Here is a 23,058-nt window from a genome sequence, read left to right as displayed (position 1 = left end):
CACCGAGGCGGTCACGGTCCAGCCCGCGGGCAGCCAGGCCTCGTTGAAGTGCAGATAGGCGACCCAGTTGCCGGCGCCGCGCAGCGACTCCGTCGCCGCCATGGTGTCCGTCGTGGTCTGCGAACTCTCCACGTACGGAAGGAAGTTCTCGCCGTAGATGCCCAGCACCAGCAGCGGGACGACCCACCAGGCCGTCGCCAGGAGCACGCCCGGCACCCACCAGGCGATCAGCTTGCGCTGCCGTGGACCGCGCGTCCGGGACAGGAGGTAGAGGCCGACGGGCAGCAGGGAGGCCAGCGTGGAGGCCGCGTTGACCCCGCCCATGAAGGGGATGACGAGCGCCGAGCGCAGGGCGGCCACCCGGGCGCTGTGGCGGTCGTTCGTCAGCGGCAGCAGCACCCACGGCAGGAACGCGCCGGGCAGGGCGGCGGCCGAGGTCGAGCCGACGACGATGGTGAACACCGGCCACAGCGCGTACACCACCGCGCCGAGGAGCCGGGAGGCGGAACTGCCGATGTCCAGGCGCTCCGCGAGCCGCAGCGCGCCCCAGAAGGCGACCGCCACGACGAGCGACATCCACAGCCGCTCGGCCAGCCACACCGGCATGCTGATCAGGTCGGTCAGCCAGTAGTAGGGCAGCATGGGGAAGGCGTAGCCGACGTACTGGTCCGCGATACCGCCGAAGCCGCCCCGGTCGTGCCACAGCTGGCCGAGGTCCGCCAGGAACTGCCCGGGGTCGAGCGCGACCCCGAGCTTGGTGTCGAAGGTCTGTCGGCCCGGGTCCACGGCCAGGAACAGCACGAGGACCACGGCCCAGAACCCCAGCAGCCACCGCCGCGACCGGGGTCCCTGCTCGGGGCCTGGGTCCGGGGCGAGGGGGCGGGTCGCCGCCGGGGGAGGGGCCTGGACCGTGCTGGTCATGGACACCGCCGGAGGATGAGGAGGAGGTTCCAGGTGGCGAATTCACGCAGTCCCGGCGCTCTGGCGACGGCCTGGGCGAGGAACGGCCAGTAGCGGGAGCGCGCCGAGACGACCGTGACGTCGTCGCGGGCGCGCACCTGCCGCAGGGTGGGTCCGATGTGCACGGCGAAGAGGTTCTCGCCGAGGGTGTGCTTGGCGGGCCTGCCGGTACGGCGCCGGTAGCGGGCGCGGGCCCGGTCGGCGCCCAGGTAGTGCCAGGGCGCCCACTCGTGACCGCCCCAGGGGGACAGCCAGTTGGTGAACGACACGTAGATCAGCCCGCCGGGCCGCGTGACGCGGACCATCTCGCTGAGGAAGGTCTGCGGGTCGGCGACGTGCTCAAGGACGTTGGAGGAGAAGCAGACGTCGGCCACACCGTCCGCGAGGGGCAGCAGATAGCCGTCGGCGACGACCGATCCCTCGGGGGGCTTCGGACCGAGTTCGCGCGGGTCCGGCTCGAAGAGGTGGCCGTGCGCGCCCCGCCTGCGGAACTCCTCGGTGAAATAGCCGCCCCCGCCGCCCACGTCCACGACGATCCGGCCCTTCACCGGACCGTCGTACGCCTCCACCTGGTCGGCGGCGTCCCGGGCGAGCAGCGTGTAGCAGCCCTCGGGGTCCTCCTGCTCGTGACGGAAGGCACGGAAGAGGGCGAGGGAGCGGCGCAGGGAAGGGTCCCGCAGGCCCGTACCGGGCCCCGGTCTCGCGCCCTCGCGCCGAGAAGTCCTCAGCCGAGAAGTCCTCAGTCGGGATGTCTTCCATCGAGGGGTCTTCGGCCGGGGAGCCCGCCGCCCGGAGTTCCGCCGCCAGGGGGTCATGGTGTCCAGCCCCTCACCGCCTCCGTCGCCACGGCTCTGAACTGGCGGACCGTGCGGTGCCAGCGGTACTGGGCGGCGCGGTCGCCGGCCGCCTTGCCCATGAGGGTGCGACGGTGGGTGGACAGGGCGAGGGTGCACCAGGCCGCGGCGAACGAGGACTCGCCGCGGGCCAGCAGGCCCGTCTCGCCGTCCACGATCGAGTCGCGCAGGCCGGGTACGTCGAAGGCGATCGCGGGTGTCTCGCGGGCCGCCGCCTCCGTGACCACCAGACCCCAGCCCTCCACGGCGGAGGGGTGCAGCAGCAGCCAGGCGGCGCAGAGCAGGCGGTGCTTCTCGGCCTCGGAGACATGGCCGGTGAACTCCACTCCGGGACCGGCCAGTTGCTGGAGCCGCTGCCGTTCGGGGCCGTCGCCGACGATCACCAGCCGGCCGCCGGTGACCGGGCGGACCCGTTCCCACAGGCGCAGCAGCAGTTCGATGCGTTTGTACTCGACGAGCCGTCCCACGGCCAGGAACAGCGGTTCCGGTGAGCGTTCGGCCGGTGCGCCCGGCTCCTCCACCCCGTTGTGCACGACCCGGATGCGTTCGCGCTCGACGCCGATGGCGCGCAGCGCGTGGGCCGTCGACGGGGAGACGGCGACCAGCAGGCCGCCGCGCTGCCCGCCCGCCAGTGCCCAGTGTTCGAGTCTTCGGCCGAGCCGGGCGGCGGGGGCCAGCGGTCCGCCGAACCGCATCCGCCACAGGTCGGTGTGGACGTGGTTGACCAGGCACAGGGTCGGTCCGCGGTGCCACAGCGGTGCCAGGTACGGCATGCCGTTGCAGACCTCCACGAGCAGGTCGCAGTCGCCGACCTGACGCTGGAACGCCGATCTGGCGCGCAGATAGTGGCCGAGGTCGCCGCCCGCCGACACGACGCGGTAGTCGCGGTACGCGGCGGGTCCGCCGCACAGCAGGGTGACCTGATGGCCGAGGTGGGTCAGCCCCTCGGCGAGTCTGTCGACGAGGAGTTCGGAGCCGCCCGCTGCTTCGTTGCCGTAGTCACGGCGGGCGAGGAAAACGATTCGGCGCGGCTGTGGGGGGAGCGCCGGGTGTCGCTGCGCGGAGCGGGGGAAGGCGGCGCGCAACGACGAAGGCACGTGCTGGGGCATGGGTGCTCCAACTCGTCTCGGGGTGCGGAACCAGCGTGGGGCGTGGGGGGGTTGGTGCGTGTGAAGGTGCGTGTGGCGGTGCGGTCGGTCCGTTCGGTGCGGGAACCCTGAATTTCCCGCGGTGGCTATCCGTATGGAGGGGTGGAACCGATCGGTGAAACCGTTCTGCCGGTACTTCGGTGGGGTCTCTGTGGGGGTTTCTGCGGGACTTCTGTGGGGTGTGTTCCGTGGGGGTGGGCGGGGTCTGCTGTGCCGGGGTGCGGAGGGACCGTGTGCGGGTGGGGTGGACAGTTTTCGCCCGCTGGTTCGCTGCGGCTACTCACCGAAGTGACAATTTCGGGGCTTTGTGGAGCTGACGTCTCATCACATTGTGAGCGGTTCCTGGGAGCTCTCGGGCGTTTCGGGATGCGGACGCCCTCGTGCCACCAAAACGGCACCGACCGCAGCCAGGAGGAAGCCGACAATTCCCGCTCCCAACGGCACCGTCCGCCCCACCATGCGCAGCAGACCGCTGTCCGTGTCGGCGAGATCCACTTGCTGCTTCTGGGTCTCGGGGGTGAACGCGATCCGCTTGCTGTCGAGCAGGACGACGGCGTCCTTCTTCGTCCCCGGCGCCCGGAGCGTCTTGCGTGGGCCGATCGCCGCGTAGATGATCCGGCCCGTGCGCTGGTCGGCGACCAGCTCGACGCCGTGGTTGGAGTACCACTCCTCGGCGAGCACCTGGCCCGCGTCCTCCACACCCACGAGGGTGCCCGGCACGAGCCGGGTGCCGGTCTTGGTGGCGGGTACGGTCCCGGTGAACCGCAGACCCTTGTACCCCTGGATCCGCTTCTCACCCCGGTACTTCAGCGTGACGGTCGAGCCGAGGGTGTTGTCCCACCAGATGTACGAGCGTTTCTGCACGTCGAAGGGGAACTTGAGGTAGGCCTCGCCCTCGAAGTACGGCTTCTCCTGGCAGCAGTGGACCGGCTTGTTCGTCTTCCGGTCGGTCACCCAGCGCTCCATGGTCCACTGGAGCGAGTCGTGCGGGTCGGCCGCCGGCAGCGACTTGTTCGTGTCGACGGACGTGGACACGTCCCAGACCGCCCGGCCGCTCTTCTCGCTCTCGGCGACGTCCCCGCGGACCTGCCGGGTGATGGTGATCTTCTTGTCGCGGACGGTCTCGATCTCGTCGGTGTCGAAATAACTGCCCGTGCCGGTGAAGACGGTCGTCTGGTCGGTGTCGATGGGAGTGCGCTGGGCGCGTGGTTCGACGTACCGGGCGAGCAGGGGGGCCAGGACGAGCAGGAAGACGCCCAGACCCAGTACGACCAGGGAAAAGGGTGTGGCAGTACGGCGCATCCGGGCACTCCAAGGTCTCTTGGTGACGCGGCACGGACAGGTGCCGGCACGGTGGGGGAGGGTGCAGGTGCGGTATGGGCCGGGAACCGTAGGCGCACCCTTGACGAAGTGTCAATGCGTTGATGACACTGAGGACTTGCCGGCACCGGGGACTCGTCGGCCGGGACGAGGTGGGCCCGGTGGCGAGGGAGATGTGCCGCGCCCCGCCAGGGGCGCGGGGAACTGCGCGGCCGGCCACCATCGGCCCGCGGATCCAGGACGGCGCTCCCAGCGGAGCGCTCAGGTGGGGGTGACCTTTCGACAGAGAGGCTGACCCGCGATGTCCAGACTGCCCGCCGTCCTGCTGACCGTGACGGCCGCCGCCGTGCTCGCCGTGGGCGCCGCCCTCGGCATCGTGGCGCTGCTCGACGCGACCCCGGAGCAGCCGAACACGCCACTCATCACCTATGAGACGGCCGGCCGGGAGCGCTGACCATGGCTCTCCGCCCGGCACCCGTCCCCGTGCGCTCGGCCTGGCACGACGTACCGCGCCTGCAGGTGCGGCAGTTCGCCGCGCTCGCGATGGCCGAGGCGCCCGCGCTCGCCGAGCAGATCCTCCAGGAGATACAGCACGAGTACCCGCATCTGCCCGTGGTGCTCGACGACTCGGGCGAACCGATGGCGCTGGTCGGCATCCGCCGGGCCATCGAGGTGTTCGTCCAGCACCTGGAGACCGCCGAGGGCCGGCCGCGCGTCCACCCCGAGGTCTTCCAGGAGTTCGGCCGCGGCGAGGGCCTCAACGGCCGCAGCCTCGACTCGCTCCAGGCGATCTACCGGCTCGGGGTACGGCTCGCCTGGCGCCGGTTCGCCGAGATCGGCACGCGCGTGGAGATCCCGCCGCCCGCGATGTACGAGCTGGTCGACGCCGGATACGAGTACCTGGACGGGCTGGTCGACCAGTCCGTACGCGGTTACGCCGAGGCCGCCGCGAGGCAGGCCGGTGAACGTCTGAGGTTGCAGCGCCGGCTGATGGAACTGCTCCTCGCCGAGCACCACCGCGGTGACCCGGCCGAGGCGCTCACCGAACGGGCCGCGCGGATCGGCTGGCCGCTGCCCGGCAAGGTCGCGGTCGGTGTACTGCTGCGGCCCGCCCGGGAGGCCGTCGCCCCCGCCGTGAGCCAGGGCGTGCTGCTGGACATGGAGTACGAGCAGCCCCGCATGGTCGTGCCCGAGCCCGACGCCGCCGGGCGCCCCGAACTGCTGCACCGGGCGCTGACCGGCTGGGCCGGCGCGATCGGCCCGCCCGTGCCGCTGCGCGACGCGGCGAAGTCGCTGCGCTGGGCGGAGGCGGCGGTACGGCTGATGGAGCGGGGACTGCTGCCCGCGGGAGAGGTGCTGTACTGCACCGAGCACACCGAGGCGCTGGTCCTGCTGCAACCGGAGGAGCTGATCGACGACCTGGCGCTGCGCTGTCTGGAGCCGCTCGCCCACTGCGGTCCCACGCACGGGCGGCGGCTCGCCGAGACGATGCTGGCCTGGCTGGAGACGCGGGGCGGGGCTCCCGAGGTGGCCGCGCGCCTGGGGGTCCATCCGCAGACCGTACGGTATCGCCTTCGGCAGATCAGGGAGCTGTGGGGGGACGAGGTCGACGACCCCGACCGGCGCTTCGAGCTGGAACTGGTGCTCCGGGCGCAGCGCCTCCGGGGCGAACTGGGCGACCCCCGCACCCGCCGCTGAACCAGCCTCTCTCCCGCCCACCCACCCGTTTACGGCAGTCCACCCGTGGGCCTTCAGAGCCCATCCGTGGGCCTCCAGAAAGAGGGTCCGGCGCACCCCTCGGTCGCGCGCCCATTGCCCCGCCCAACCCGTGTGAGTAGCCTGTGTTCGCTATGCCGATCGGCTGTTGAAATTTCGAACATAAGGGAGGGGGCCAGTTGTGGGACGCCTCGTACCTGCCGTAACCAGGGCTCTCGACATACTTGAGCTCTTCCTCGACGGGGACGGCACACTCTCCGCCCCCGACATCGTGCGCAGGCTCCAGTTGCCGCGCACCACCGTCCACGAACTGGTGACGACACTCGCCGCACGTTCGTACATCACGCCCGTACCGGGGCAGCCCGGACGCTACCGGCTCGGCGTGCGGCCGTACCAGCTCGGCAGCCGCTACTCCGAGCAGCTGGACCTCGCCGCCGAGGGCCAGCAGGTCGCCCGGTCCGTCGCGGAGACCTGCGACGAGACCGTGCACGTGGCGATCCTGGAGGGCACGGACGTCATCTACATCGCCAAGGTCGACTCCACGCACGCCGTACGCATGGTGTCCGCCGCCGGCCGCCGCCTCCCCGCGCACTGCACCTCCGTGGGCAAGATGCTGCTCGCCTCGCTGTCCGAGCCGGAGCTGACCTCCCGGATCCCCGACGACGCCGACCTGATCCGGATGACGCCGAACAGCATCACCGAACCGGGCGCCCTGCGCGAGGCCCTCGTCGAGATCCGCGCCCGCGGCATCGCGGTGGAGAGCCGGGAGTCGAACCCCGACGTCAGCTGCATCGCCGCACCGGTGCGCGACCGCACGGGCCAGGTCGTGGCGGCGCTGTCGATCTCCGTGCCGATGATCCGGTGGAGCGAGGACCGCAAGGTCGAACTGGAAGGGCTCGCCGCCAAGGGTGCGGCCGAGCTGTCGGAGCGGCTTGGGCACCGGAGTGTCGGATGACGCGCCGGCCGTCGGGGACGCACGCGTACGAGGTGGCCGTCCGGGCGGAGGCGGCCCTCGGGGAAGGCCCCACCTGGGACGCGGACGCCCAGCGGCTGATCTGGATCGACATCCTCGGGTCCCGGGTGTTCACGTACGACCCGGTCTCCGGCCGGCGCACGGTACTCGCCACCGAGCAGCACGTGGGCGCCGCCAAGCCCCGGGTGGGCGGCGGCCTGGTCGTCAACCTCCGCGACGGGATCGGCCTGTACGGCCCGGACTCCGTCGCGGCTCCCGGCGACAGCCCCGCCGGGGGCCGCGCCGACACCCCTGCCGGTGATCCGCAGGAATTCCGCTGGCTGCGCCGAGAGGTCGTCCCCGGCCGCCGGGCCAACGACGCGGCGGTCGCCCCCGACGGTTCCCTGTGGGCGGGCACCATGCGCTACGACGAGGCGCCGGGCGGCGGCACGCTCACCCGGGTCGCCCCGGACGGCTCCGCCGAGACCGTCCTCGACGACGTGGCGGTGAGCAACGGCACGGGCTGGAGTCCCGACGGCCGCCTCATGTACTACATCGACTCGCCGACACGACGGATCGACGTCTTCGACGTCGACGGTCAACAGGTGAGCAACAGGCGCCAGTTGGCGGTCATCGAAGAGGGGGACGGGTTCCCCGACGGGCTCACCGTCGACGCCGACGGCTGTGTCTGGGTCGCCCTGTGGGACGGCGGAGCCATCCGCCGCTACACCCCGTCCGGCGAGCTGGACCACGTCGTCGAACTCCCCGTACCGCGCCCCACGGCCTGCGCGTTCGGCGGCGCCGACCTGACCGACCTGTACATCACGACAGCCCGTACGGGCCTGGAGGCCCCGCACCCGCTCGCGGGCTCGGTGCTCGTCGTTCCGGGCGCGGGACAGGGCCTGCCCCAACCGGCCTTCGCCGGCTGACGGTTGACGGCCGGCAGTTGATGGCTGTCGGCTCACCCCGCCCGGACTCCGGGCGGGGCTCAGCTCCCCTGCTCTGAACCGTCGGTCCCGTCGGTTCCGTCGGTCAGTGCGGCGGCCGTCATGGTGAGGTGCTCGACCAGGACCGCCGCCGCGGTGTCGGCGTCGCGGGCCAGCGCCGCCTCCTCCAGCCTGCGGTGCTCCTTCGTGGCGTCCCGGCCCGGATTGCGGTGCGCCGACCAGCGGCGGGCCAGCTCGCTCGCGGTCCACAGGCGGTCGAAGGTCTCCAGCAGCGTGGGGTTGCCGCACCCCTCCAGCAGCGTGCGGTGGAAGGCCCGGTGGGCCTCGGCCCAGGCGGCGGTGTAGTACTCACCCTCCTCCGGCGCGAACGCCGGGGTGCGGGCCAGCCGATGGTGGGCCGCCCGCACGCGCGCCTCCCAGTCGAGGTCGCCGCGCTCCACGGACATGCGCAGGACGACCGGTTCGATGGTCCTGCGCGCCTCCGCGATCTCCTGCCAGCGGCGGTCCGAGAACGACGGGACCGTGAACCCGCGATTGGGCAGCCGGTCGGCGAACCCCTCTCCGACCAGCCGCACCAGCGCCTCGCGCGTGACGGCCAGGCTCACGCCCTCCTTCTTCGCCAGGTCCTGCGGCTTGAGGGCGTCCCCCGGGGCGAAGTCCCCGCGCATGATCGCGTCCCGCAGGTGTGCGTGGACCTGCTCGGAGAGCATCTGCTTCCCGGTGGGGGCCGGGGGCCGAGGCGACGTGTCAGTCATGACCTCAGCATAGATGATGTGCCAGATAATCGATTATTGGTGTTACTGTCGATTGTATAGCGACCCGCATCCTCGAAAGGACCAGCACGTGACCACCAACGACCCCTTCGTCCGCCTCCCCGAGGTCCCCTTCTTCACCGTCACCAGCACGACCGTCGCCGACGGAGCCGCCTGGCCGCCCGAGCAGCACTCCTCCGGCCTGCCCGGCGGCAAGGACATGTCGCCGCAGCTGTCCTGGAGCGGCGCCCCGGACGGCACCAGGAGCTACGCCGTCACCGTGTACGACCCCGACGCCCCCACCGGCTCCGGGTTCTGGCACTGGGCGGTCGCCGACCTCCCCGCCACGGTCACCGAACTGCCCGAGGGTGCCGGTGACGACACGGGCTCGGGCCTGCCCGAAGGTGCGTACCAACTGCCCAACGACGCCCGCGTGGCCCGTTACATCGGCGCCGCCCCACCCGCCGGGCACGGTCCGCACCGCTACTTCGTCGTGGTGCACGCCCTCGACACCGCCGTCATCGGCGTCCCGGCCGACGCCACCCCGGCCGTCCTCGGCTTCACCATGGCCGGCCACATCCTCGGCCGCGCGGTCCTGACCGCCTCCGCCGAGACCCCCGCGGAAGCCCCCGCGGAAGTCGCTGCGGAAGCCCCTGCCGGGACCTCCGACTGATGGCGCCGACCCACCTCGCAGGAGAGGTGACGGTGATGGACCTCGAAGCCGTCCGCGAAGTCGGCCACGCCGTCAGCGCGGCCCATCTGTTCACCTACCTCGTCCCCGAAGGAGCCCGGGAGGCGGCCGAGTTGGGTGTGACCGACCGCGGACCGGCGTACCTGGCGTTCCGGTCGGCCGCGATGGGCGCGGTTCCGTGGCAGGTCACGCTCGCGGCCTTCTACAACTTCAGCCCCCGGGCGGTCCGGGCCATGGACGGCGTGTGGGACGCGGCGCCGCCCGAGCGGTGGCAGGCGGCCCGCTTCCGGGCCGTCGGGCGGGCGATGCGGCGGGTGGGCGTACGTATGACGGACGGTCGACTCGCCGAGGCGCGAGCACTGATCGACCCGGTCGTGGCCGGCGCCGACTACGCGGGCAAGGCGCTGGCCGCCGCGAACGCGTCCGTCGCGCTGCCGCCGGATCCGCTGGTCGCGCTCTGGCAGCAGATCACGGTGGTACGCGAGTGGCGCGGCGACGCACACCTCGTCGTGCTCGCGGACAACGGCATCGGGCCGTGCGACTGCCTGGTGCTGCACACGGCGACGGGCGGCCTCCCGGCGGCTCTCGCGCGGACGACCCGCCGGTGGGACGACGAGGAGTGGTCCGCGGCGACGGCACGCCTGACGGCACGCGGCTGGCTCAACTCCGACACCACGAAAGCCACCGCCACCGCCACCCTCACCGACACCGGCCGCGCGGCCCGCGAGCGGATCGAGGCGGAGACGGACGAACACTGCGCCGCACTCTGGGCGCCGATCGGCGACGCGGGCGCCCGCCGCCTGGCCGCACTCGTCGCGCCGATCACCGACGCCTTCACCGCGGCGGGGACGTTCCAGGGCCTTCGTCCCACTTGAGCCCCCGACCGCCGGTCGCTCACGGGTGTCCACAGGTATCCACAGGGAAATTCCTGCGCGAACCATTGACGAGTAAGCGCTTCCTATCTACGGTCCGTTCGAAGTTACGAGCACCAATCGAAATCTCGAACGGAATCTCCAGAGGAATCTCCGACGGGGACATCTCGAACAGATGGGGCAGGGCATGGGACGACCTGGCCTGAATCGCAGGCAGCTCCTGGCGGGACTCGGCGGCGTGACGGTCGCGGGCAGCCTCGGATTCGCCGCGCTCGGCACCGGAGCGGACGCACTCACCTCCGGTGCTGACACCCGCGTGCGCTACTGGAACCTCTTCAGCGGCGGCGACGGCTACAACATGATCGCGATGCTGGATTCCTTCCGTGAGGCGAACCCGGACATCGACGTGAAGGACTCGACCCTCCAGTGGGGGAGCCCCTTCTACACCAAACTGGCCATGGCGGCGGCGGGCAACCGGGCCCCCGACCTGGGTGTCATGCACCTGGGCCGGGTCACCGGTTTCTCGCCGGGCCGGCTCCTGGACCCCTGGGACGTCGACCTGCTCGCCAAGTACGGCGTGCGGGAGGCGGACTTCAACCCCGAGCTGTGGAAGCGCGCCGTCATCGGCGGCAAGCTCTACGCGCTCCCTCTCGACATCCACGTCCAGCTCTGCTTCTACCGCAAGGACGTGCTGAAGAAGGCGGGCCTGCTCGGCGACGACGGCCACATCGTGCCGGTCACCTCCGTCGACGAGTGGTTCGACGTCCTGAAGGAGGCCAAGAAGGCCACCAAGAAGGGCCTGCAGACCATCGGCATGTGGTCCAGCGACCAGAACTTCCAGTGGTGGTTCTTCGTCGCGTTCTACACCCAGCTCGGCGGCACCTGGTTCGACGACGCCAACACCGAGGTCACCTTCGACACCGACAAGGCCACGCAGGTGCTGGAGTTCCTGCGCCGGCACCTCACCGACGGCTATGTGAACCCGGGCTTCGCGGGCGGCGCGGGCGCCGAACAGTTCGTCAACGGCGGCCCGTTCGTCTGGGAGGGCAACTGGTCGGTGCCCGTCTTCGACGGCGCGAAGATCGAGTACGGCGCCACCCCGCTGCCCCCGGTCTTCGGCAAGCAGGCGACCCACGCCGAGTCGCACTCCTTCGTCCTGCCGCACCAGGCCGACCGCGGCGGAACCGCCAACGAGGGCGCGCACCAGCTCGCCGCCTACATCGTCCAGCACGCCCAGCAGTGGGCGGCCGGCGGCCACATCCCCGCCTACACGCCGACCCTGTCCTCGGCCGCGTACAAGAAGATGAACCCGCAGAGCGAGTACGTCTCGGCGATGGACCACCAGGCCACCGAGCCGAAGGTGTGGTTCGCCGGGTCCACCGGCATCCTCGCCCAGCGCGTCGGCCCGATCGTCGTCTCCTCCACGGTGGGCTCCGCCAAGCCGGACGCCGCCGCCCGCAGCATGAAGAGCACGCTCACCGAGCTGCTCGCCTCGAAGAACCCCATGGACGGCAGGACCGCCGCGCAGGGAGGTGCGATCGCATGACGACGACCAGCGCAGGGACCGTCATCACTCCGGCGCGTACGAGGACGGTGGCGGACACCGCGACCGTCCGCCGCAAGCAGGGCTTCCAGCACGGCGCCTGGTTCGTCGCCCCGTTCCTCGTGCTGTTCGCGCTGTTCGTGATCTGGCCGCTGCTGCGCGGCCTCTACCTCAGTTTCACGGACGCCAACATCTCCGGCGACGCCACCAACTTCATCGGCCTCGACAACTACCGCGAGGCCCTGGACGACCCGCTGGTCTGGGAATCACTGGGCCACAGCGCCTACTTCACCCTCCTGGTGGTGCCCTGCATCACCGTCCTCGCCTTCCTCCTCGCGATGCTCGCCCACCACATCGAGCGCGGGAAATGGCTGTGGCGGCTCTGCTTCTTCGCCCCGTTCCTGCTGCCGTCCACCGTCGCCGCCAACCTGTGGCAGTGGCTGTTCAACCCCGGCACGGGCATGGTCAACCACGTCCTCGGCATCGAGACGGCATGGCTGACCGACAAGTCGTACGCCATGCTCGCCGTCGTCGTCTGCACCCTGTGGTGGACGGTCGGCTTCAGTTTCCTGCTCTACCTCGCCGCCCTCCAGGGCATCCCCGCCCACCTCTACGAGGCCGCGAAGCTGGACGGCGCGAACGCCTGGCACCGCATGGTCCACATCACCCTGCCGATGCTGCGGAACATCACCGGTCTCGTTCTCGCCCTGCAGATCCTCGCCTCGCTCCAGGTCTTCGACCAGGCCGTGGTGATGATGGACTTCCTGCCGGGGCCGGAGGGCTCCACGCGCACCTTCGTGCAGTACACCCTCGAAGAGGGCTTCACCAGCTACCGCGTCGGCTACGCCTCCGCGATCTCCATCATCTTCTTCGTGATCATCGCGGCCGTCGCCCTCGCCCGGATGTGGCTGCTCCGCAACCGTGAGGAGGGCGGCCGATGACCACCGCCGCAGCACAGACCCCCGACGAGACGCGGATACGCGCGAAGGACCGCAAGCCCTGGACGCCCAGCCAGATCGTGCTCACGCTGCTCGCCACGGCCGTCTCGGTGGTGTTCCTCGCGCCGCTCCTCTGGGCGCTGTTCACCTCGCTCAAGTCCGAGACCGAGGCCGTCGAGGTGCCGACGCACTGGCTGCCGAAGGAGTGGACGACCCAGGCCTGGTCGGCGATCTTCGAGACCGGCAACATCACCAACTGGTTCGTGAACTCGCTGGTCGTCTCGGTGTGCGTGACGTTCGTGGTGCTGAGCGTCAGCGCGCTCGCCGGATACGGCTTCGCCCGCACCGAGTTCCGCGGCAAGAAGGCCCTGCTGGGCCTGGTCATGACCGGTCTGATGGTCTCCCCGGCCGTCCTCGGTGTCCCGCTCTTCACCACCGTCCAGCAGATGGGGATGGTCGACACCTACTGGGGCATGATCCTGCCGCAGTGCGCGCCCGCCGCGATGGTCTACATCCTCTACAAGTTCTTCCAGGGCATCCCGCACGAACTGGAGGAGGCGGCCTTCATCGACGGCGCGGGCCGCTGGCGGGTCTTCTTCACCATCGTGCTCCCGCTGTCCCGCCCCTCCCTGGCCGCGGTCGGCATCTTCACCTTCATCGCGTCCTGGAACAACTTCCTGTGGCCGTACATGGTGACCAACAACCCCGACCTGATGACCATGCCGAACGGCATCGCGACCGTCATGAACTCCTACGGCATCCAGTGGGCCCAGCTCATGGCGGGCGGCCTGATGGCGGGCCTGCCGCTGATCATCGTCTTCGTCTTCTTCCAGCGCCAGATCGTGGCGGGCGTCGCGCACACGGGCCTGGCGGGCCAGTAGGTCCCGTACCCCTCCTGCACCGTAACTCCCCTCAAGGAGCTACCAGTTGAAGCGCTTCAGACTCGTCGCGGTACTCGCCGCGGCCGTCCTGGCCCTGCTCCCGGCGACGGCACAGGCGGCCGAGTACCCGGACCCCGTGCCCCTCACCGGCCAGCAGATCATCCACGACCCGACCGTCATCCGCCTCAAGTCCGGTGCGTACGTCGCCTATTCGACCGGCGGGATCATCGGCGCCCGCCTGTCGAAGGACCGCACCCACTGGGACGACGCGGGCAACGCCTTCGCGGAACCCCCGTCCTGGTGGTACGAGTACAACGCCACCGGCGACCCCTGGGCCCCCGACATCTCCTACCGCGCGGGCCGTTACTGGCTCTACTACGCGGTCTCCTCCTGGGGCACCAACCACTCCGCGATCGGCGTGGCCACCTCCGGGTCCGGCAGACCGGGCACCTGGACGGACCACGGCAAGGTGTTCACCTCGGAGACCACCGACACCTGGAACGCCATCGACCCGGCGATCACCCGGGCCGACGGCAAGCTGTGGATGGCGTTCGGCTCGTACTGGACCGGCATCCGCATGGTCGAACTCGACCCGGCCACCGGAAAGGCCGTCCCCGGCACGACGGTCCACCACCTGGCGACCCGCCCCGACGCCCCGTACGCGGTAGAGGGCCCGTACATCGTCAGGCACGGCCGCTTCCACTACCTCTTCGCCTCGTACGACGCGTGCTGCGCGGGTGTGAACAGCACGTACAAGATCCGGGTCGGCCGATCGGCCTCGATCACGGGCCCGTACGTGGACAGCACCGGCACCCCCCTTCTCCAGGGCGGCGGCGACCTGCTCCTGGCGGGCCACGGCAGATACATCGGCACGGGCGGCCAGTCGGTCTTCAAGGACGGCGTCCGGACCTGGCTGGCATACCACTACTACGACGCGGAGGACGCCGGCACCCCGAAGCTCGCCCTCAACCGCCTCACCTGGTCCAAAGAGGGCTGGCCCCAAGTCGTCTGACCCGGGGGGCCTTTGGCCCCCAAGGGGCGCGGGGCCGTGACATGTGCGGCTCCGCCGCGTGGGAGCGACCAGCCCCACGTGCCCGCACCGCTGACGCACATCAGCCACCCACCTCCTAGGGGCGCGGGGAACTGCGCGACCAGCCACAACGCACCCGCACCCGCCGACGCAACCCAAGCCACCCACCCCGAAAGGCGAAAAGGCACCATGCAAGAAAAGGCACGCTTCACCCTCGACCCCGCTTTCACGGTCGGCGAGGTGAACCCCCGCCTCTTCGGCTCCTTCGTGGAACACCTGGGCCGCTGCGTCTACACAGGCATCTACGAGCCGGAACACACCACCGCGGACGCGGCCGGCCTCCGCCAGGACGTCCTGGACCTCGTGAAGGAACTGGGCGTCACCACGATCCGCTACCCCGGCGGCAACTTCGTCTCCGGCTACAAGTGGGAGGACTCGGTGGGCCCCGCCGAGGACCGCCCCCGCCGCCTGGACCTGGCCTGGCGCTCGACGGAGACGAACCGCTTCGGCCTGTCCGAGTACATCGCGTTCCTCAAGAAGCTGGGCCCGCAGGCGGAGCCCATGATGGCGGTCAACCTCGGCACGAGGGGCGTCGCCGAGGCCCTGGAACTCCAGGAGTACGCCAACCACCCGTCGGGCACGGCCCTGTCCGACCTGCGGATCGCGCACGGCGACAAGGACCCCTTCGCCATCCGCATGTGGTGCCTCGGCAACGAGATGGACGGCCCCTGGCAGACGGGGCACAAGACGGCCGAGGAGTACGGCCGCGTCGCCGCCGAGACGGCCCGCGCCATGCGTCAGATCGACCCGGGCGTCGAACTCGTCGCCTGCGGCTCCTCCGGCCAGTCCATGGACACCTTCGCCGAGTGGGAGGCGACGGTCCTCAAGGAGACGTACGACCTGGTCGACCACATCTCCCTGCACGCCTACTACGAGCCGCACGACGGCGACGTCGACTCCTTCCTGGCCTCCGCCGTGGACATGGAGTCGTTCATCGAGAACGTGGTCGCCACCTGCGACCACATCGGCGCGCGGCTGAAGTCGAAGAAGCGGATCAACCTCTCCTTCGACGAGTGGAACGTCTGGTACCTGTCGAGGACCCAGGAGGAGGCCGAACGGAACCCGCTGGACTGGCCGGAGGCACCCCGGCTCCTGGAGGACAACTACAACGTCACCGACGCGGTCGTCTTCGGCTCCCTGCTCATCGCGCTGCTGCGGCACGCGGACCGGGTGACGATCGCGTGTCTGGCCCAGCTCGTCAACGTCATCGCGCCGATCATGACCGAGCCGGGCGGCCCGGCCTGGCGCCAGACGACGTTCTTCCCGTTCTCCCAGGCCTCGCGGTACGGGCGGGGCCAGGTTCTCGACGTACGCGTGGACTCGCCGACGTACGAGACGGCGAAGTACGGCGAGACGGACCTGCTGCACGCGACCGCGGTACGGGCCGAGGACGGCTCGGTCACCGTCTTCGCCGTCAACCGCGGCCGGACGGACGCACTGCCGCTGGAGGTGTCGCTCGGCTCGCTTGGCCTGACGGCGGTGGTGGAGCACAGCGCCCTGTCCGACACGGACCCGGACGCCCGCAACACCCTGGACGAACCGGAACGGGTGGTCCCGCACGAGGTCACGGGCACCACTCTGCAGAACGGCACCCTCACCACCACCCTGGAACCCCTCTCCTGGAACGTGATCCGCCTGACCTGACGCGAGCTGAAACAACCCGACACGACCTGACACGCCCTGACTTCAGGGTCGAGCACTCCGCCCTGCCGCGTACGGCGGCAGGGCGGAGCCGGGCAGGTGGCTGACGCGGGCCCGGGGCCTACCGGGTCCTGAAGCGCCGGAAGAGGTTGCGGGCCACGTACACGCCCGGACCGCCGAAGCCCACGATGTCGACGCGCCCGTCACCGGTGACGTCGGCGAGGAAGCGGGGATGGCGGCCGACCCGCCAGGCGCCCGCGTCCTCGCCGTACCCGAACCCGCGGCACACCAGTTGGGCCTGCTCGAACCGGCCGTCGCCCCGGTTGTGCGACACCCAGACGCCTTCGTCGCCGAAGCCGATGATGTCCGGGATGCCGTCGCCGGTGACGTCGGCGAGGAGCCGCAGGTGCTTCTCGCCCGTCCACCCCTGGGCGAGCCCGAAGTCGTTCAGGACGAGCTCCGCGGGCGCGAACGTGCCGTCGCCGCGCCCGCGTGAGACGACGACGCCCAGCGGGCCGAACCCGACGATGTCCACCGCCCCGCCGTCGGTCGTCGCCACCAGGAACCGGGGGTGCTCCGCGACCGAGCTCCACCCCTGGTCGACTCCGAAGTCGTCATGGACGTACAGGGGATCGGCGAACGCGCCCTCCTCGTCCTGGAGGGACACCCAGACGCCGTCCTCGTGGCAGCCGACGACGTCGAGTCTGCCGTCGCCGGTGGTGTCCGCGAGGAACCGGGGATGTCTGCCGGCGAGCCAGCCGCCCGCCTCCTCGCCGTGGCCGAAGGCCCGCAGGACCGGTTCGTCCCCGTCGGCGATCGGTGCGAACGCGCCCTCCTCGTCCTGGAGGGACACCCAGACGCCGTCCTCGTGGCAGCCGACGACGTCGAGCCTGCCGTCGCCGGTGGTGTCCGCGAGGAACCGGGGATGCTCGTCGGCGAGCCACCCGCCCGCCTGCCGGCCGTGCCCGAACGCCTTGAGGACCAGCTTGCCGCCCGGGGGAGCGAACGTCCCGCCCTCGCCCTGGGGCGACACCCGGACTCCGTCGGCGGCCAGCACGACGACGTCGGGCTTTCCGTCACCCGTCGTGTCCACGAGGGTCCACAGGTCCATGGGGCTCGGGGAGGGCGCCGGCTGGTGCAGGACGCGTTCGTCGTCCTCGAACGTCCCGTCGCCTCTGCCGGCCGACGTCACCGCCCCCTTCCCGGGCTTGAGCCCTACGAGGTCCGCGCCCCCCGCTCCCGTGGTGTCGGCAGGGAACCGCGCACCGAGCCCGGCCCACCAGCCCGGATCTCCGCCGCAGGAACCGTGGGGGCCGTCGCTCTTCCACCCCCCGGCGTCCTGGTCGCCGCCGAACCGTTCGAGGACCAGCAGCATGTCGCTGAAGGAGGGCGTCGCGCCGGGTGCCGGACGCAGCGCCGCCGAGCGGGCCAGCCGCCAGGACCGGCGGCCGTTCCAGTGGCTCAGCGGCGACCAGCGCAGCACGGGGTCGCTGACGCGCTCGGGTTCGGCCGGGCCGAACCGCCACCGCTGGCTCTCCGCGCTGTCGTCGTACTCCCGCAGGACGACCCGGGTGCCCTCGTAGCCGAGGCCGGCGGGTCCGGTGGGACCGGCAGGGCGGGTGGGGCCCGTGGGGTCGGCGAGGTCGAGAACGGCACCGTCGGTCGCGCCCTCGATGAAGTAGAGGCCCGCCTCGCCCTCGACGGGGACGACGCGCCACTGCTGGCCCTTCTTGCCGGCGGCGGCGTCCGACTGGCGGACGCCGCGGTCGGCGGCGGCGGGGTTGTCGAGCACCTTGCCGCTGACCGCGTTGCGGATCACATACGCCTGGTCGTCCGGTGGTCGGCCGCCCGGCCCGCCTTGCGCGGGCTGCACGGGGGTGAGTCGCCACTGTTCCGGGCTCGGGCCGTCGGCGGGGAAGTCGCGGACGACGAGCGCCCCGTCCGGGCTCGGCGCCGCCTTGGCGCCGAGGGTCTTCCCCGTGGCGGCGTTGATGATCTCCAGTGTGAGTTCTTCCGTGGGCACGGGCATCGTGGTGCCTCTTCCAGGCGGCGCGGGCGTCGGCTCGGGCGGGTGCGGGACCTGCGGGTACGGGTACTGGTACGGCGGGTGCGGGTGCGGGTGCGGGTGCGGGTGCGGGTGCGGGTGCGGCGGTGGCCGGGGATCACGTGAAGACGTGGTGGTACGGCACGTTCCACTCGTTGGGCAGCCGCGGATAGAACGTGTTGATGACCGTCCCCGTGAAGTCCCCGCCCCAGTTGTAGGTCAGACGCACCTCGCTGTCGGCCGTCACCGCGTGGTCCTTGAAGCCGAGGATGGCGTCGGGGTGAGTGATCGGTACGAAGGTGATCCCGCCCCACGGAGTCACCGTGACGACCCAGAGCTGGGTGTCCTCGGGCGCGCCGTTCTTCCCGCGCCACTTGTCGCCGACCTTGTCGGGAAGACCGACCTGGACGGTGTCGGCCGTGCTCTTCGGGGCCTCCTGATGCACGGTGATGCGCCTGCGCCGCGGCTTCGGTACGCCGTCGTCGCCCCGCCCGTCGTCGCCGCGTCCGGCGCCGGCGTCGCCCGTGGGTGGGGCGGGTTTGGCCGACACCTGGCCCGCGGCGCTCTCGACGCAGTACAGCGGGCGCTGCCCGAAGAAGCCGGCGGGCGTGACGTACCAGAGGTGGCCCTGCGCCTCCTTGGTGGCGGGGTCGAGGGCGGTGGCCAGCTTGACCCCCTTGTCATGGCTCTCCTCCTTCAGCTCGACGGGCCGCAGATAGCCGCCGTTGAAGGCGTGGACGAGCATGACCGGCCGATTCTCGACCAGTGCAGCCACGATCGCGTTGTCGTAGCTGTTCACCGCCACGGGGCCGCCGACCACCAAATTCGACATCGTCGTGCGCTCTTGGGTGTACATCGCGGAAACCTCACCTTTTCTGGATGTGCAGAAACAGTGTGTCGGACGCTCAACGCAGTGGATTTTTGCGCGGTATTACCGCACGCCGAATGGCATTCGATAAATACCGCTTCGAAAGCTGATGGGCCATCGAAGGGAAAGCTCGGCGAGCGGTAAATGCCCAGCTCAAAGTGATCGATGACGGGATTGTGGGGTCGTCTCTCGCATGGTCGGCGGTGCTTCAAAGTACCGCGTTCGGCGGCGAGTTGACGACAGTGTGCGAGTCTTTATCACTCGATTGAGCAAGATGCGCGAAGGTGTCTTCACAGAGAATATGGCCCGTGCTAACTTCGCTTTTCGGAACGTGTGCGGACTTGTTCCTGCACTTTATCGAGCACGTTTCGACCGCGATGAGCTGAGGACAGGGAATGCCTTCCAACGCGTACAATCTGGACCGCGCCAAGCGCCGGCCGCTGACGAAGAAGAACCTGCGGGAACTCAACATCCAGCAGACCTGGCAGTCCATCCTGGACCACCCCGACCTGGTCTACGTCGACGACTACGGGGTGCGGCACAGGCCCGTCGGGTTCTCCGTGAACAAGTCGAGCTTCGGCGCCTTCCCCGGGTCCGCGTTCCAACGGGGCTGGCTCGCCTACATGAACCTCGGGGAGCCACTGATCGAGGAGCGGAGCGACATCAGCCGGCCCCCGCCCGACACGAGTTCCTCGCGCACCTACGTCAACCGCAGCCAGACGTCCCCGATGACCTTCACCGACTCGGTCGACTTCACCGTGTCGAACGGGGTCACCTGGTCGCTCCAGGGCGAGGCCAAACTCACCTTCGGCGGCAGCGTCAGCGCGCAGCTCCAGCTGATGCTGCAGAACCAGCTCAAGCTGGACCTTCAGGCGCAGCTCCAGGCGCAGCTCCAGAACGAGATGGCGAACAAGAACGCGAACACGATGACCAACAAGAACAGCAAGGACAACATGGGGGTGGACAACGCCAACACCACCGAGACGAGCGTACGGAACGCGGCGACGAACTCCGTGGCGAGCGCGGTGACGAACTCGGTGGCCTTCACGACCCAGGGCAGCGCCACCGGCAGCGCGACGCTCAACGCCTCGTTGCTGCTCGGCATCTCGGCCTCCGTCGGCGGCTCCCTCACCACCAGCTGGGCTTCGAAGTCGCAGATCTCCGGCCAGGTCCCGCCGGACTCCCGCGTCGAGACCATCGCCACGCAGCGGCGGTGCCGCAAGCAGTACTCCTACGAGATCCCGGTGACGTTCGGCGGTCTGCTCGCGGTGAAGTACGACGTGCCGGTGGCGGTCCTGTCTCCTCCGCAGTCCGGGGACTACCCCGGCCTCGATCTGGTGGTGGCCCGTGACATCGGCGACATCGGCCTGGCGGGCGGCGGCTTCCGGATGAAGGGGCTGGCCGAGGTCGTCTCCGATCTGGAGGTCCACCACACGATGTTCGAAGGCGAGAGCCTGACCGACAGCCCGCGGGCGCTGCACAAGCAGCCCTGACCACTCGGACGACGACAAGGGGCGACGACCATGGTGTTCCACAACATCTTCGACTCCGCGAGCCAGGGCGCGGGGCTCTTCTCCGTGATCACCGGCGGCGACCGGCCGCAGCCGGGAGCGGGCGTCGATTTCGAGGACTCCACCGACGACACGTACGACGACACGAGCACGAGCCTGTTCACGAGCGCGATCCACGGGGCCTCCTCCCGGGCGAAGGTCGTGCGGGAGCAGTCGCCCGAGGCGCGGGTCGTCCTGGGCTTCCTCGGCTCCTTCGTCCGGGCCACCCAGGCGTCGGCCGGCGCGCAGGCCGAGTACGCGCGGGATCCCGGCTCGGTGTCCACGGCGGCGGCCGACGGCATGCGGGAGTCGAGCGCGACGGTGACGGAGCACAGCGGCCTCCAGAAGGACGAGGACCTGGAGAGCAGGCCGAAGAAGAGCGACTTCACCAAGCCTCCCAAGCCTCCCGAGGCGCCCAAGGCCGCGGAGCCCCCCAAGGCGCCCAAGGCCACCGCCGAGAAGCCGTCCGGTTCGCAGTAGGGCCAGGGTCCGGGCCGTCAGGGTCCGAGGGGCCAGGGGTGAGGTCGCCCCTGGCCCCTCGGGCGTCATACGGGGAGCAACTGCCACTGCCGGTCCCGGTGGCCGCCCTCCGCGCCGTGCTGCCTGATCGCCGCGCGGGCGTTGGTGTCGACCTGGAGGAGCAGACCGCTGTTGCGGTTCGCGATCTCGTACACCCGCGGGGTGTCGGTCACCGGGCCCACCGGGATCAGCCGCCACTGCTGATGGCGGGCGTCCACGCCCTCGTAGGCGCGCTGCGCGATGACCGCCCCGGGCCTCTCCTGCGCTTCGACGACCTCCAGGACCTTGCCGCTGCGCACGTTCTCGATCCGGTACAGGACGTCGCCGTTGTCCTGACCCGCCGCGACCAGCCGCCACCGCTGGTGGTCCCGGGGGGCGGCGAGGGACTGGTGGATCTCGGCGCCGTCCTTGGTGGATTCCCGCAGCACCCCCATCCGCAGTCTGCTCCGGACGTTGGCCCAGGAGACGACCGTGCCCGACTCGGGCAGCCCGGCCATCTTCGCCGACCCGATCTTCCGCACCCGGTTGTTGAGGTGGTCGGCGATGTAGAGGGTGTCGACGCAGTCCATGGCGAGCCCGAACGGGTTGCTCAACTGGGCCGAGGAGGCGGGACCGTCGTCGCCGCCGAAGCCCGCGGTGCCCGTGCCCGCGACCGTGCTGATCGTCCCGTCGGCGGTGATCTTCCGGACCCGGTGGTTGTTGTAGTCGGAGATGTGGAGGGCGCCGGTGCTGTCCACCACGATTCCCAGGGGAAGGTTCAGCCGGGCCGAGACCGCCGGACCGTCGTCACCGGCGAAGCCCGCGGTGCCGATGCCGGCGACCGTGCTGATCGTCCCGTCGGCCGTGATCTTCCGGACCCGGTTGTTCGAGCCGTCGGTGATGTAAAGGGTGCCCGCGCCGTCCACCGCCACCGCGTACGGGCGGTTCAACTGGGCCGCGACGGCGGGCCCGTCGTCTCCCCTGAAGCCCGCGGTGCCCGTGCCCGCGACCGTGCTGATCGTCCCGTCGGCGGTGATCTTCCGGACCCGGTGATTGGTGTGGTCGGAGATGTAGACGGTGTCCGCACTGTCCACCGCCACCCCCAACGGGTAGTTCAACCGGGCGGCGGTGGCGGGGCCGCCGTCACCGGCGAAACCGGCGACGCCGATGCCGGCGACCGTGCTGATCGTCCCGTCGGCGGTGATCTTCCGGACCCGGTGGTTGCCGGCGTCGGTGATGTAGAGGGCGCCCGCGCTGTCCACCGCCACCTCGCGCGGGCTGTTCAACTGGGCCGCCAGGGCAGGACCGTTGTCCCCGCGGTAGCCCGCGACCCCGGTCCCCGCGACCGTGCTGATCTTCCCGTCGGTGGTGATCCTGCGGACCCGGTGGTTGTTGTAGTCGGAGAAGTAGAGGGTGCCGGTGCTGTCCACCGCGATCCCGTACGGACGGTTCAACTGGGCCGTGAGAGCGGGCTCGTTGTCCCCTTTGAACCCCGCGACCCCGGTCCCCGCGACCGTGCTGATCAAGGGGGCGGAGTGCTCGTCACCTGTGGCCGCCGTCTGGGCAGTGGTCATCGTCGTCCTTTCGCCGTTCACCGGCCGCTCGTTACGGACGGTGGTCGCTCGACTCCAGGAAGTCACAAGGGTGTTGAGGTTGGCTAGTCCACCTCGGAGTGGTTTATCCGCGGCCCGGCCCGGAGTTGTCTGTGCGCCGTCCTCATCCCGCGCTCAGGGAATCCTCAGTTCGGGCACCTAGCGTCCCGTCCGTCCCTTCCGTCTCTCACAGGCGCTTTC

General features: G+C 70.5%; 21 protein-coding genes. 13 read left to right on the top strand and 8 right to left on the bottom strand.

What is annotated here, in order from left to right; genetic code table 11:
* The 4 genes from ACFVH5_RS29045 to ACFVH5_RS29030 form a co-directional block, all read right to left on the bottom strand.
* Positions 1-921, bottom strand: a 921-nt coding sequence (locus ACFVH5_RS29045) for an alpha-(1->3)-arabinofuranosyltransferase family protein (protein ID WP_385836679.1), incomplete at its 3' end; no start/stop codon positions are given.
* Entirely contained in the window at positions 918-1,640 is a 723-nt protein-coding gene (locus ACFVH5_RS29040) for a class I SAM-dependent methyltransferase (RefSeq protein ID WP_385836678.1), read from the bottom strand. The genes ACFVH5_RS29040 and ACFVH5_RS29045, both read right to left, overlap by 4 nt.
* Before the next feature lie 131 nt (positions 1,641-1,771).
* Entirely contained in the window at positions 1,772-2,923 is a 1,152-nt protein-coding gene (locus ACFVH5_RS29035) for a glycosyltransferase family 4 protein (protein WP_210882878.1), read from the bottom strand.
* Between the two features lie 363 nt (positions 2,924-3,286).
* Positions 3,287-4,264, bottom strand: coding sequence for a DUF3068 domain-containing protein (locus tag ACFVH5_RS29030; RefSeq protein WP_385836677.1), 978 nt, complete (start codon positions 4,262-4,264; stop codon positions 3,287-3,289).
* 319 nt (positions 4,265-4,583) lie between these two features.
* Here ACFVH5_RS29030 and ACFVH5_RS29025 point away from each other — a divergent pair, with 319 nt between their 5' ends.
* From ACFVH5_RS29025 to ACFVH5_RS29010, 4 genes are all read left to right on the top strand, one after another.
* Positions 4,584-4,736 (top strand): hypothetical protein, encoded by a 153-nt coding sequence (locus ACFVH5_RS29025; RefSeq protein WP_385836676.1) that lies wholly within the window; start codon positions 4,584-4,586, stop codon positions 4,734-4,736.
* A 2-nt stretch (positions 4,737-4,738) separates the two neighbouring features.
* Entirely contained in the window at positions 4,739-5,980 is a 1,242-nt protein-coding gene (locus ACFVH5_RS29020) for a helix-turn-helix domain-containing protein (RefSeq protein ID WP_210882882.1), read from the top strand.
* 199 nt (positions 5,981-6,179) lie between these two features.
* Positions 6,180-6,953, top strand: a complete 774-nt coding sequence (locus ACFVH5_RS29015; protein ID WP_210882884.1) for an IclR family transcriptional regulator — start codon at positions 6,180-6,182, stop codon at positions 6,951-6,953.
* On the top strand, positions 6,950-7,879 hold the full coding sequence (locus tag ACFVH5_RS29010) for an SMP-30/gluconolactonase/LRE family protein (protein WP_385836675.1): 930 nt from the start codon (positions 6,950-6,952) through the stop codon (positions 7,877-7,879). The genes ACFVH5_RS29015 and ACFVH5_RS29010 overlap by 4 nt, the downstream gene beginning before the upstream one ends.
* 59 nt (positions 7,880-7,938) lie before the next feature.
* Here the strand turns inward: ACFVH5_RS29010 and ACFVH5_RS29005 are convergent, their stop codons facing one another.
* Positions 7,939-8,652: a GntR family transcriptional regulator gene (locus ACFVH5_RS29005; RefSeq protein WP_385836674.1), complete on the bottom strand. Its 714-nt coding sequence runs from the start codon at positions 8,650-8,652 to the stop codon at positions 7,939-7,941.
* Positions 8,653-8,740: 88 nt separating this feature from the next.
* On the opposite strand from ACFVH5_RS29005, the gene ACFVH5_RS29000 reads away from it, so the two are divergent.
* The 7 genes from ACFVH5_RS29000 (at position 8,741) to ACFVH5_RS28970 (ending at position 16,308) form a co-directional block, all read left to right on the top strand.
* Positions 8,741-9,322 (top strand): YbhB/YbcL family Raf kinase inhibitor-like protein, encoded by a 582-nt coding sequence (locus ACFVH5_RS29000; protein ID WP_385836673.1) that lies wholly within the window; start codon positions 8,741-8,743, stop codon positions 9,320-9,322.
* Positions 9,322-10,215 carry a hypothetical protein gene (locus ACFVH5_RS28995; protein WP_385836672.1) on the top strand — a complete coding sequence of 298 codons (894 nt, stop codon included), beginning with the start codon at positions 9,322-9,324 and terminating at the stop codon, positions 10,213-10,215. The genes ACFVH5_RS29000 and ACFVH5_RS28995 overlap by 1 nt, the downstream gene beginning before the upstream one ends.
* A 184-nt stretch (positions 10,216-10,399) precedes the next feature.
* Complete coding sequence (locus tag ACFVH5_RS28990; RefSeq protein WP_385836671.1) at positions 10,400-11,758, top strand: extracellular solute-binding protein; 1,359 nt, start codon at positions 10,400-10,402, stop codon at positions 11,756-11,758.
* The gene (locus ACFVH5_RS28985) at positions 11,755-12,696 is read left to right on the top strand and encodes a carbohydrate ABC transporter permease (RefSeq protein WP_385836670.1); all 942 of its coding nucleotides are present in this window, start codon (positions 11,755-11,757) and stop codon (positions 12,694-12,696) included. Before ACFVH5_RS28990 ends, ACFVH5_RS28985 begins: the two co-directional genes overlap by 4 nt.
* Entirely contained in the window at positions 12,693-13,574 is an 882-nt protein-coding gene (locus ACFVH5_RS28980; protein ID WP_385836669.1) for a carbohydrate ABC transporter permease, read from the top strand. Before ACFVH5_RS28985 ends, ACFVH5_RS28980 begins: the two co-directional genes overlap by 4 nt.
* Before the next feature lie 46 nt (positions 13,575-13,620).
* A complete protein-coding gene (locus tag ACFVH5_RS28975; protein ID WP_385836667.1) occupies positions 13,621-14,586 on the top strand; it encodes an arabinan endo-1,5-alpha-L-arabinosidase in 966 nt (321 codons plus the stop codon).
* Positions 14,587-14,793: 207 nt separating this feature from the next.
* The gene (locus tag ACFVH5_RS28970) at positions 14,794-16,308 is read left to right on the top strand and encodes an alpha-N-arabinofuranosidase (protein ID WP_385836666.1); all 1,515 of its coding nucleotides are present in this window, start codon (positions 14,794-14,796) and stop codon (positions 16,306-16,308) included.
* Between the two features lie 118 nt (positions 16,309-16,426).
* On the opposite strand, the gene ACFVH5_RS28965 is transcribed toward ACFVH5_RS28970, so the two are convergent.
* Positions 16,427-18,334, bottom strand: coding sequence for an FG-GAP-like repeat-containing protein (locus ACFVH5_RS28965; protein ID WP_385836665.1), 1,908 nt, complete (start codon positions 18,332-18,334; stop codon positions 16,427-16,429).
* Between the two features lie 133 nt (positions 18,335-18,467).
* Positions 18,468-19,205: a hypothetical protein gene (locus tag ACFVH5_RS28960; protein ID WP_385836664.1), complete on the bottom strand. Its 738-nt coding sequence runs from the start codon at positions 19,203-19,205 to the stop codon at positions 18,468-18,470.
* A 407-nt stretch (positions 19,206-19,612) separates the two neighbouring features.
* Here ACFVH5_RS28960 and ACFVH5_RS28955 point away from each other — a divergent pair, with 407 nt between their 5' ends.
* Both ACFVH5_RS28955 and ACFVH5_RS28950 read left to right on the top strand, forming a co-directional pair.
* Positions 19,613-20,710 (top strand): hypothetical protein, encoded by a 1,098-nt coding sequence (locus ACFVH5_RS28955; protein WP_385836663.1) that lies wholly within the window; start codon positions 19,613-19,615, stop codon positions 20,708-20,710.
* Between the two features lie 30 nt (positions 20,711-20,740).
* A complete protein-coding gene (locus ACFVH5_RS28950) occupies positions 20,741-21,247 on the top strand; it encodes a hypothetical protein (protein ID WP_385836662.1) in 507 nt (168 codons plus the stop codon).
* Positions 21,248-21,312: 65 nt separating this feature from the next.
* On the opposite strand, the gene ACFVH5_RS28945 is transcribed toward ACFVH5_RS28950, so the two are convergent.
* Positions 21,313-22,839 carry an RICIN domain-containing protein gene (locus tag ACFVH5_RS28945; protein WP_385836661.1) on the bottom strand — a complete coding sequence of 509 codons (1,527 nt, stop codon included), beginning with the start codon at positions 22,837-22,839 and terminating at the stop codon, positions 21,313-21,315.
* Between the last annotated feature and the right edge of the window lie 219 nt (positions 22,840-23,058).

This window comes from Streptomyces sp. NPDC127119 (assembly GCF_042677425.1).
Classification (GTDB): domain Bacteria; phylum Actinomycetota; class Actinomycetes; order Streptomycetales; family Streptomycetaceae; genus Streptomyces.
Note: the sequence above shows the minus strand (reverse complement) of the source record. Positions and strands in the feature narration are given on the sequence as shown.

What these genes read in the sequence shown, in the direction of transcription:
- ACFVH5_RS29035 (WP_210882878.1), bottom strand. Translation starts at nt 2,923, where the DNA reads ATGCCCCAGCACGTGCCTTCGTCGTTGCGCGCCGCCTTCCCCCGCTCC.
- ACFVH5_RS29030 (WP_385836677.1), bottom strand. Translation starts at nt 4,264, where the DNA reads ATGCGCCGTACTGCCACACCCTTTTCCCTGGTCGTACTGGGTCTGGGC.
- ACFVH5_RS29025 (WP_385836676.1), top strand. Translation starts at nt 4,584, where the DNA reads ATGTCCAGACTGCCCGCCGTCCTGCTGACCGTGACGGCCGCCGCCGTG.
- ACFVH5_RS29020 (WP_210882882.1), top strand. Translation starts at nt 4,739, where the DNA reads ATGGCTCTCCGCCCGGCACCCGTCCCCGTGCGCTCGGCCTGGCACGAC.
- ACFVH5_RS29010 (WP_385836675.1), top strand. Translation starts at nt 6,950, where the DNA reads ATGACGCGCCGGCCGTCGGGGACGCACGCGTACGAGGTGGCCGTCCGG.
- ACFVH5_RS29005 (WP_385836674.1), bottom strand. Translation starts at nt 8,652, where the DNA reads ATGACTGACACGTCGCCTCGGCCCCCGGCCCCCACCGGGAAGCAGATG.
- ACFVH5_RS28995 (WP_385836672.1), top strand. Translation starts at nt 9,322, where the DNA reads ATGGCGCCGACCCACCTCGCAGGAGAGGTGACGGTGATGGACCTCGAA.
- ACFVH5_RS28990 (WP_385836671.1), top strand. Translation starts at nt 10,400, where the DNA reads ATGGGACGACCTGGCCTGAATCGCAGGCAGCTCCTGGCGGGACTCGGC.
- ACFVH5_RS28985 (WP_385836670.1), top strand. Translation starts at nt 11,755, where the DNA reads ATGACGACGACCAGCGCAGGGACCGTCATCACTCCGGCGCGTACGAGG.
- ACFVH5_RS28980 (WP_385836669.1), top strand. Translation starts at nt 12,693, where the DNA reads ATGACCACCGCCGCAGCACAGACCCCCGACGAGACGCGGATACGCGCG.
- ACFVH5_RS28970 (WP_385836666.1), top strand. Translation starts at nt 14,794, where the DNA reads ATGCAAGAAAAGGCACGCTTCACCCTCGACCCCGCTTTCACGGTCGGC.
- ACFVH5_RS28965 (WP_385836665.1), bottom strand. Translation starts at nt 18,334, where the DNA reads ATGCCCGTGCCCACGGAAGAACTCACACTGGAGATCATCAACGCCGCC.
- ACFVH5_RS28960 (WP_385836664.1), bottom strand. Translation starts at nt 19,205, where the DNA reads ATGTACACCCAAGAGCGCACGACGATGTCGAATTTGGTGGTCGGCGGC.
- ACFVH5_RS28955 (WP_385836663.1), top strand. Translation starts at nt 19,613, where the DNA reads ATGCCTTCCAACGCGTACAATCTGGACCGCGCCAAGCGCCGGCCGCTG.
- ACFVH5_RS28950 (WP_385836662.1), top strand. Translation starts at nt 20,741, where the DNA reads ATGGTGTTCCACAACATCTTCGACTCCGCGAGCCAGGGCGCGGGGCTC.
- ACFVH5_RS28945 (WP_385836661.1), bottom strand. Translation starts at nt 22,839, where the DNA reads ATGACCACTGCCCAGACGGCGGCCACAGGTGACGAGCACTCCGCCCCC.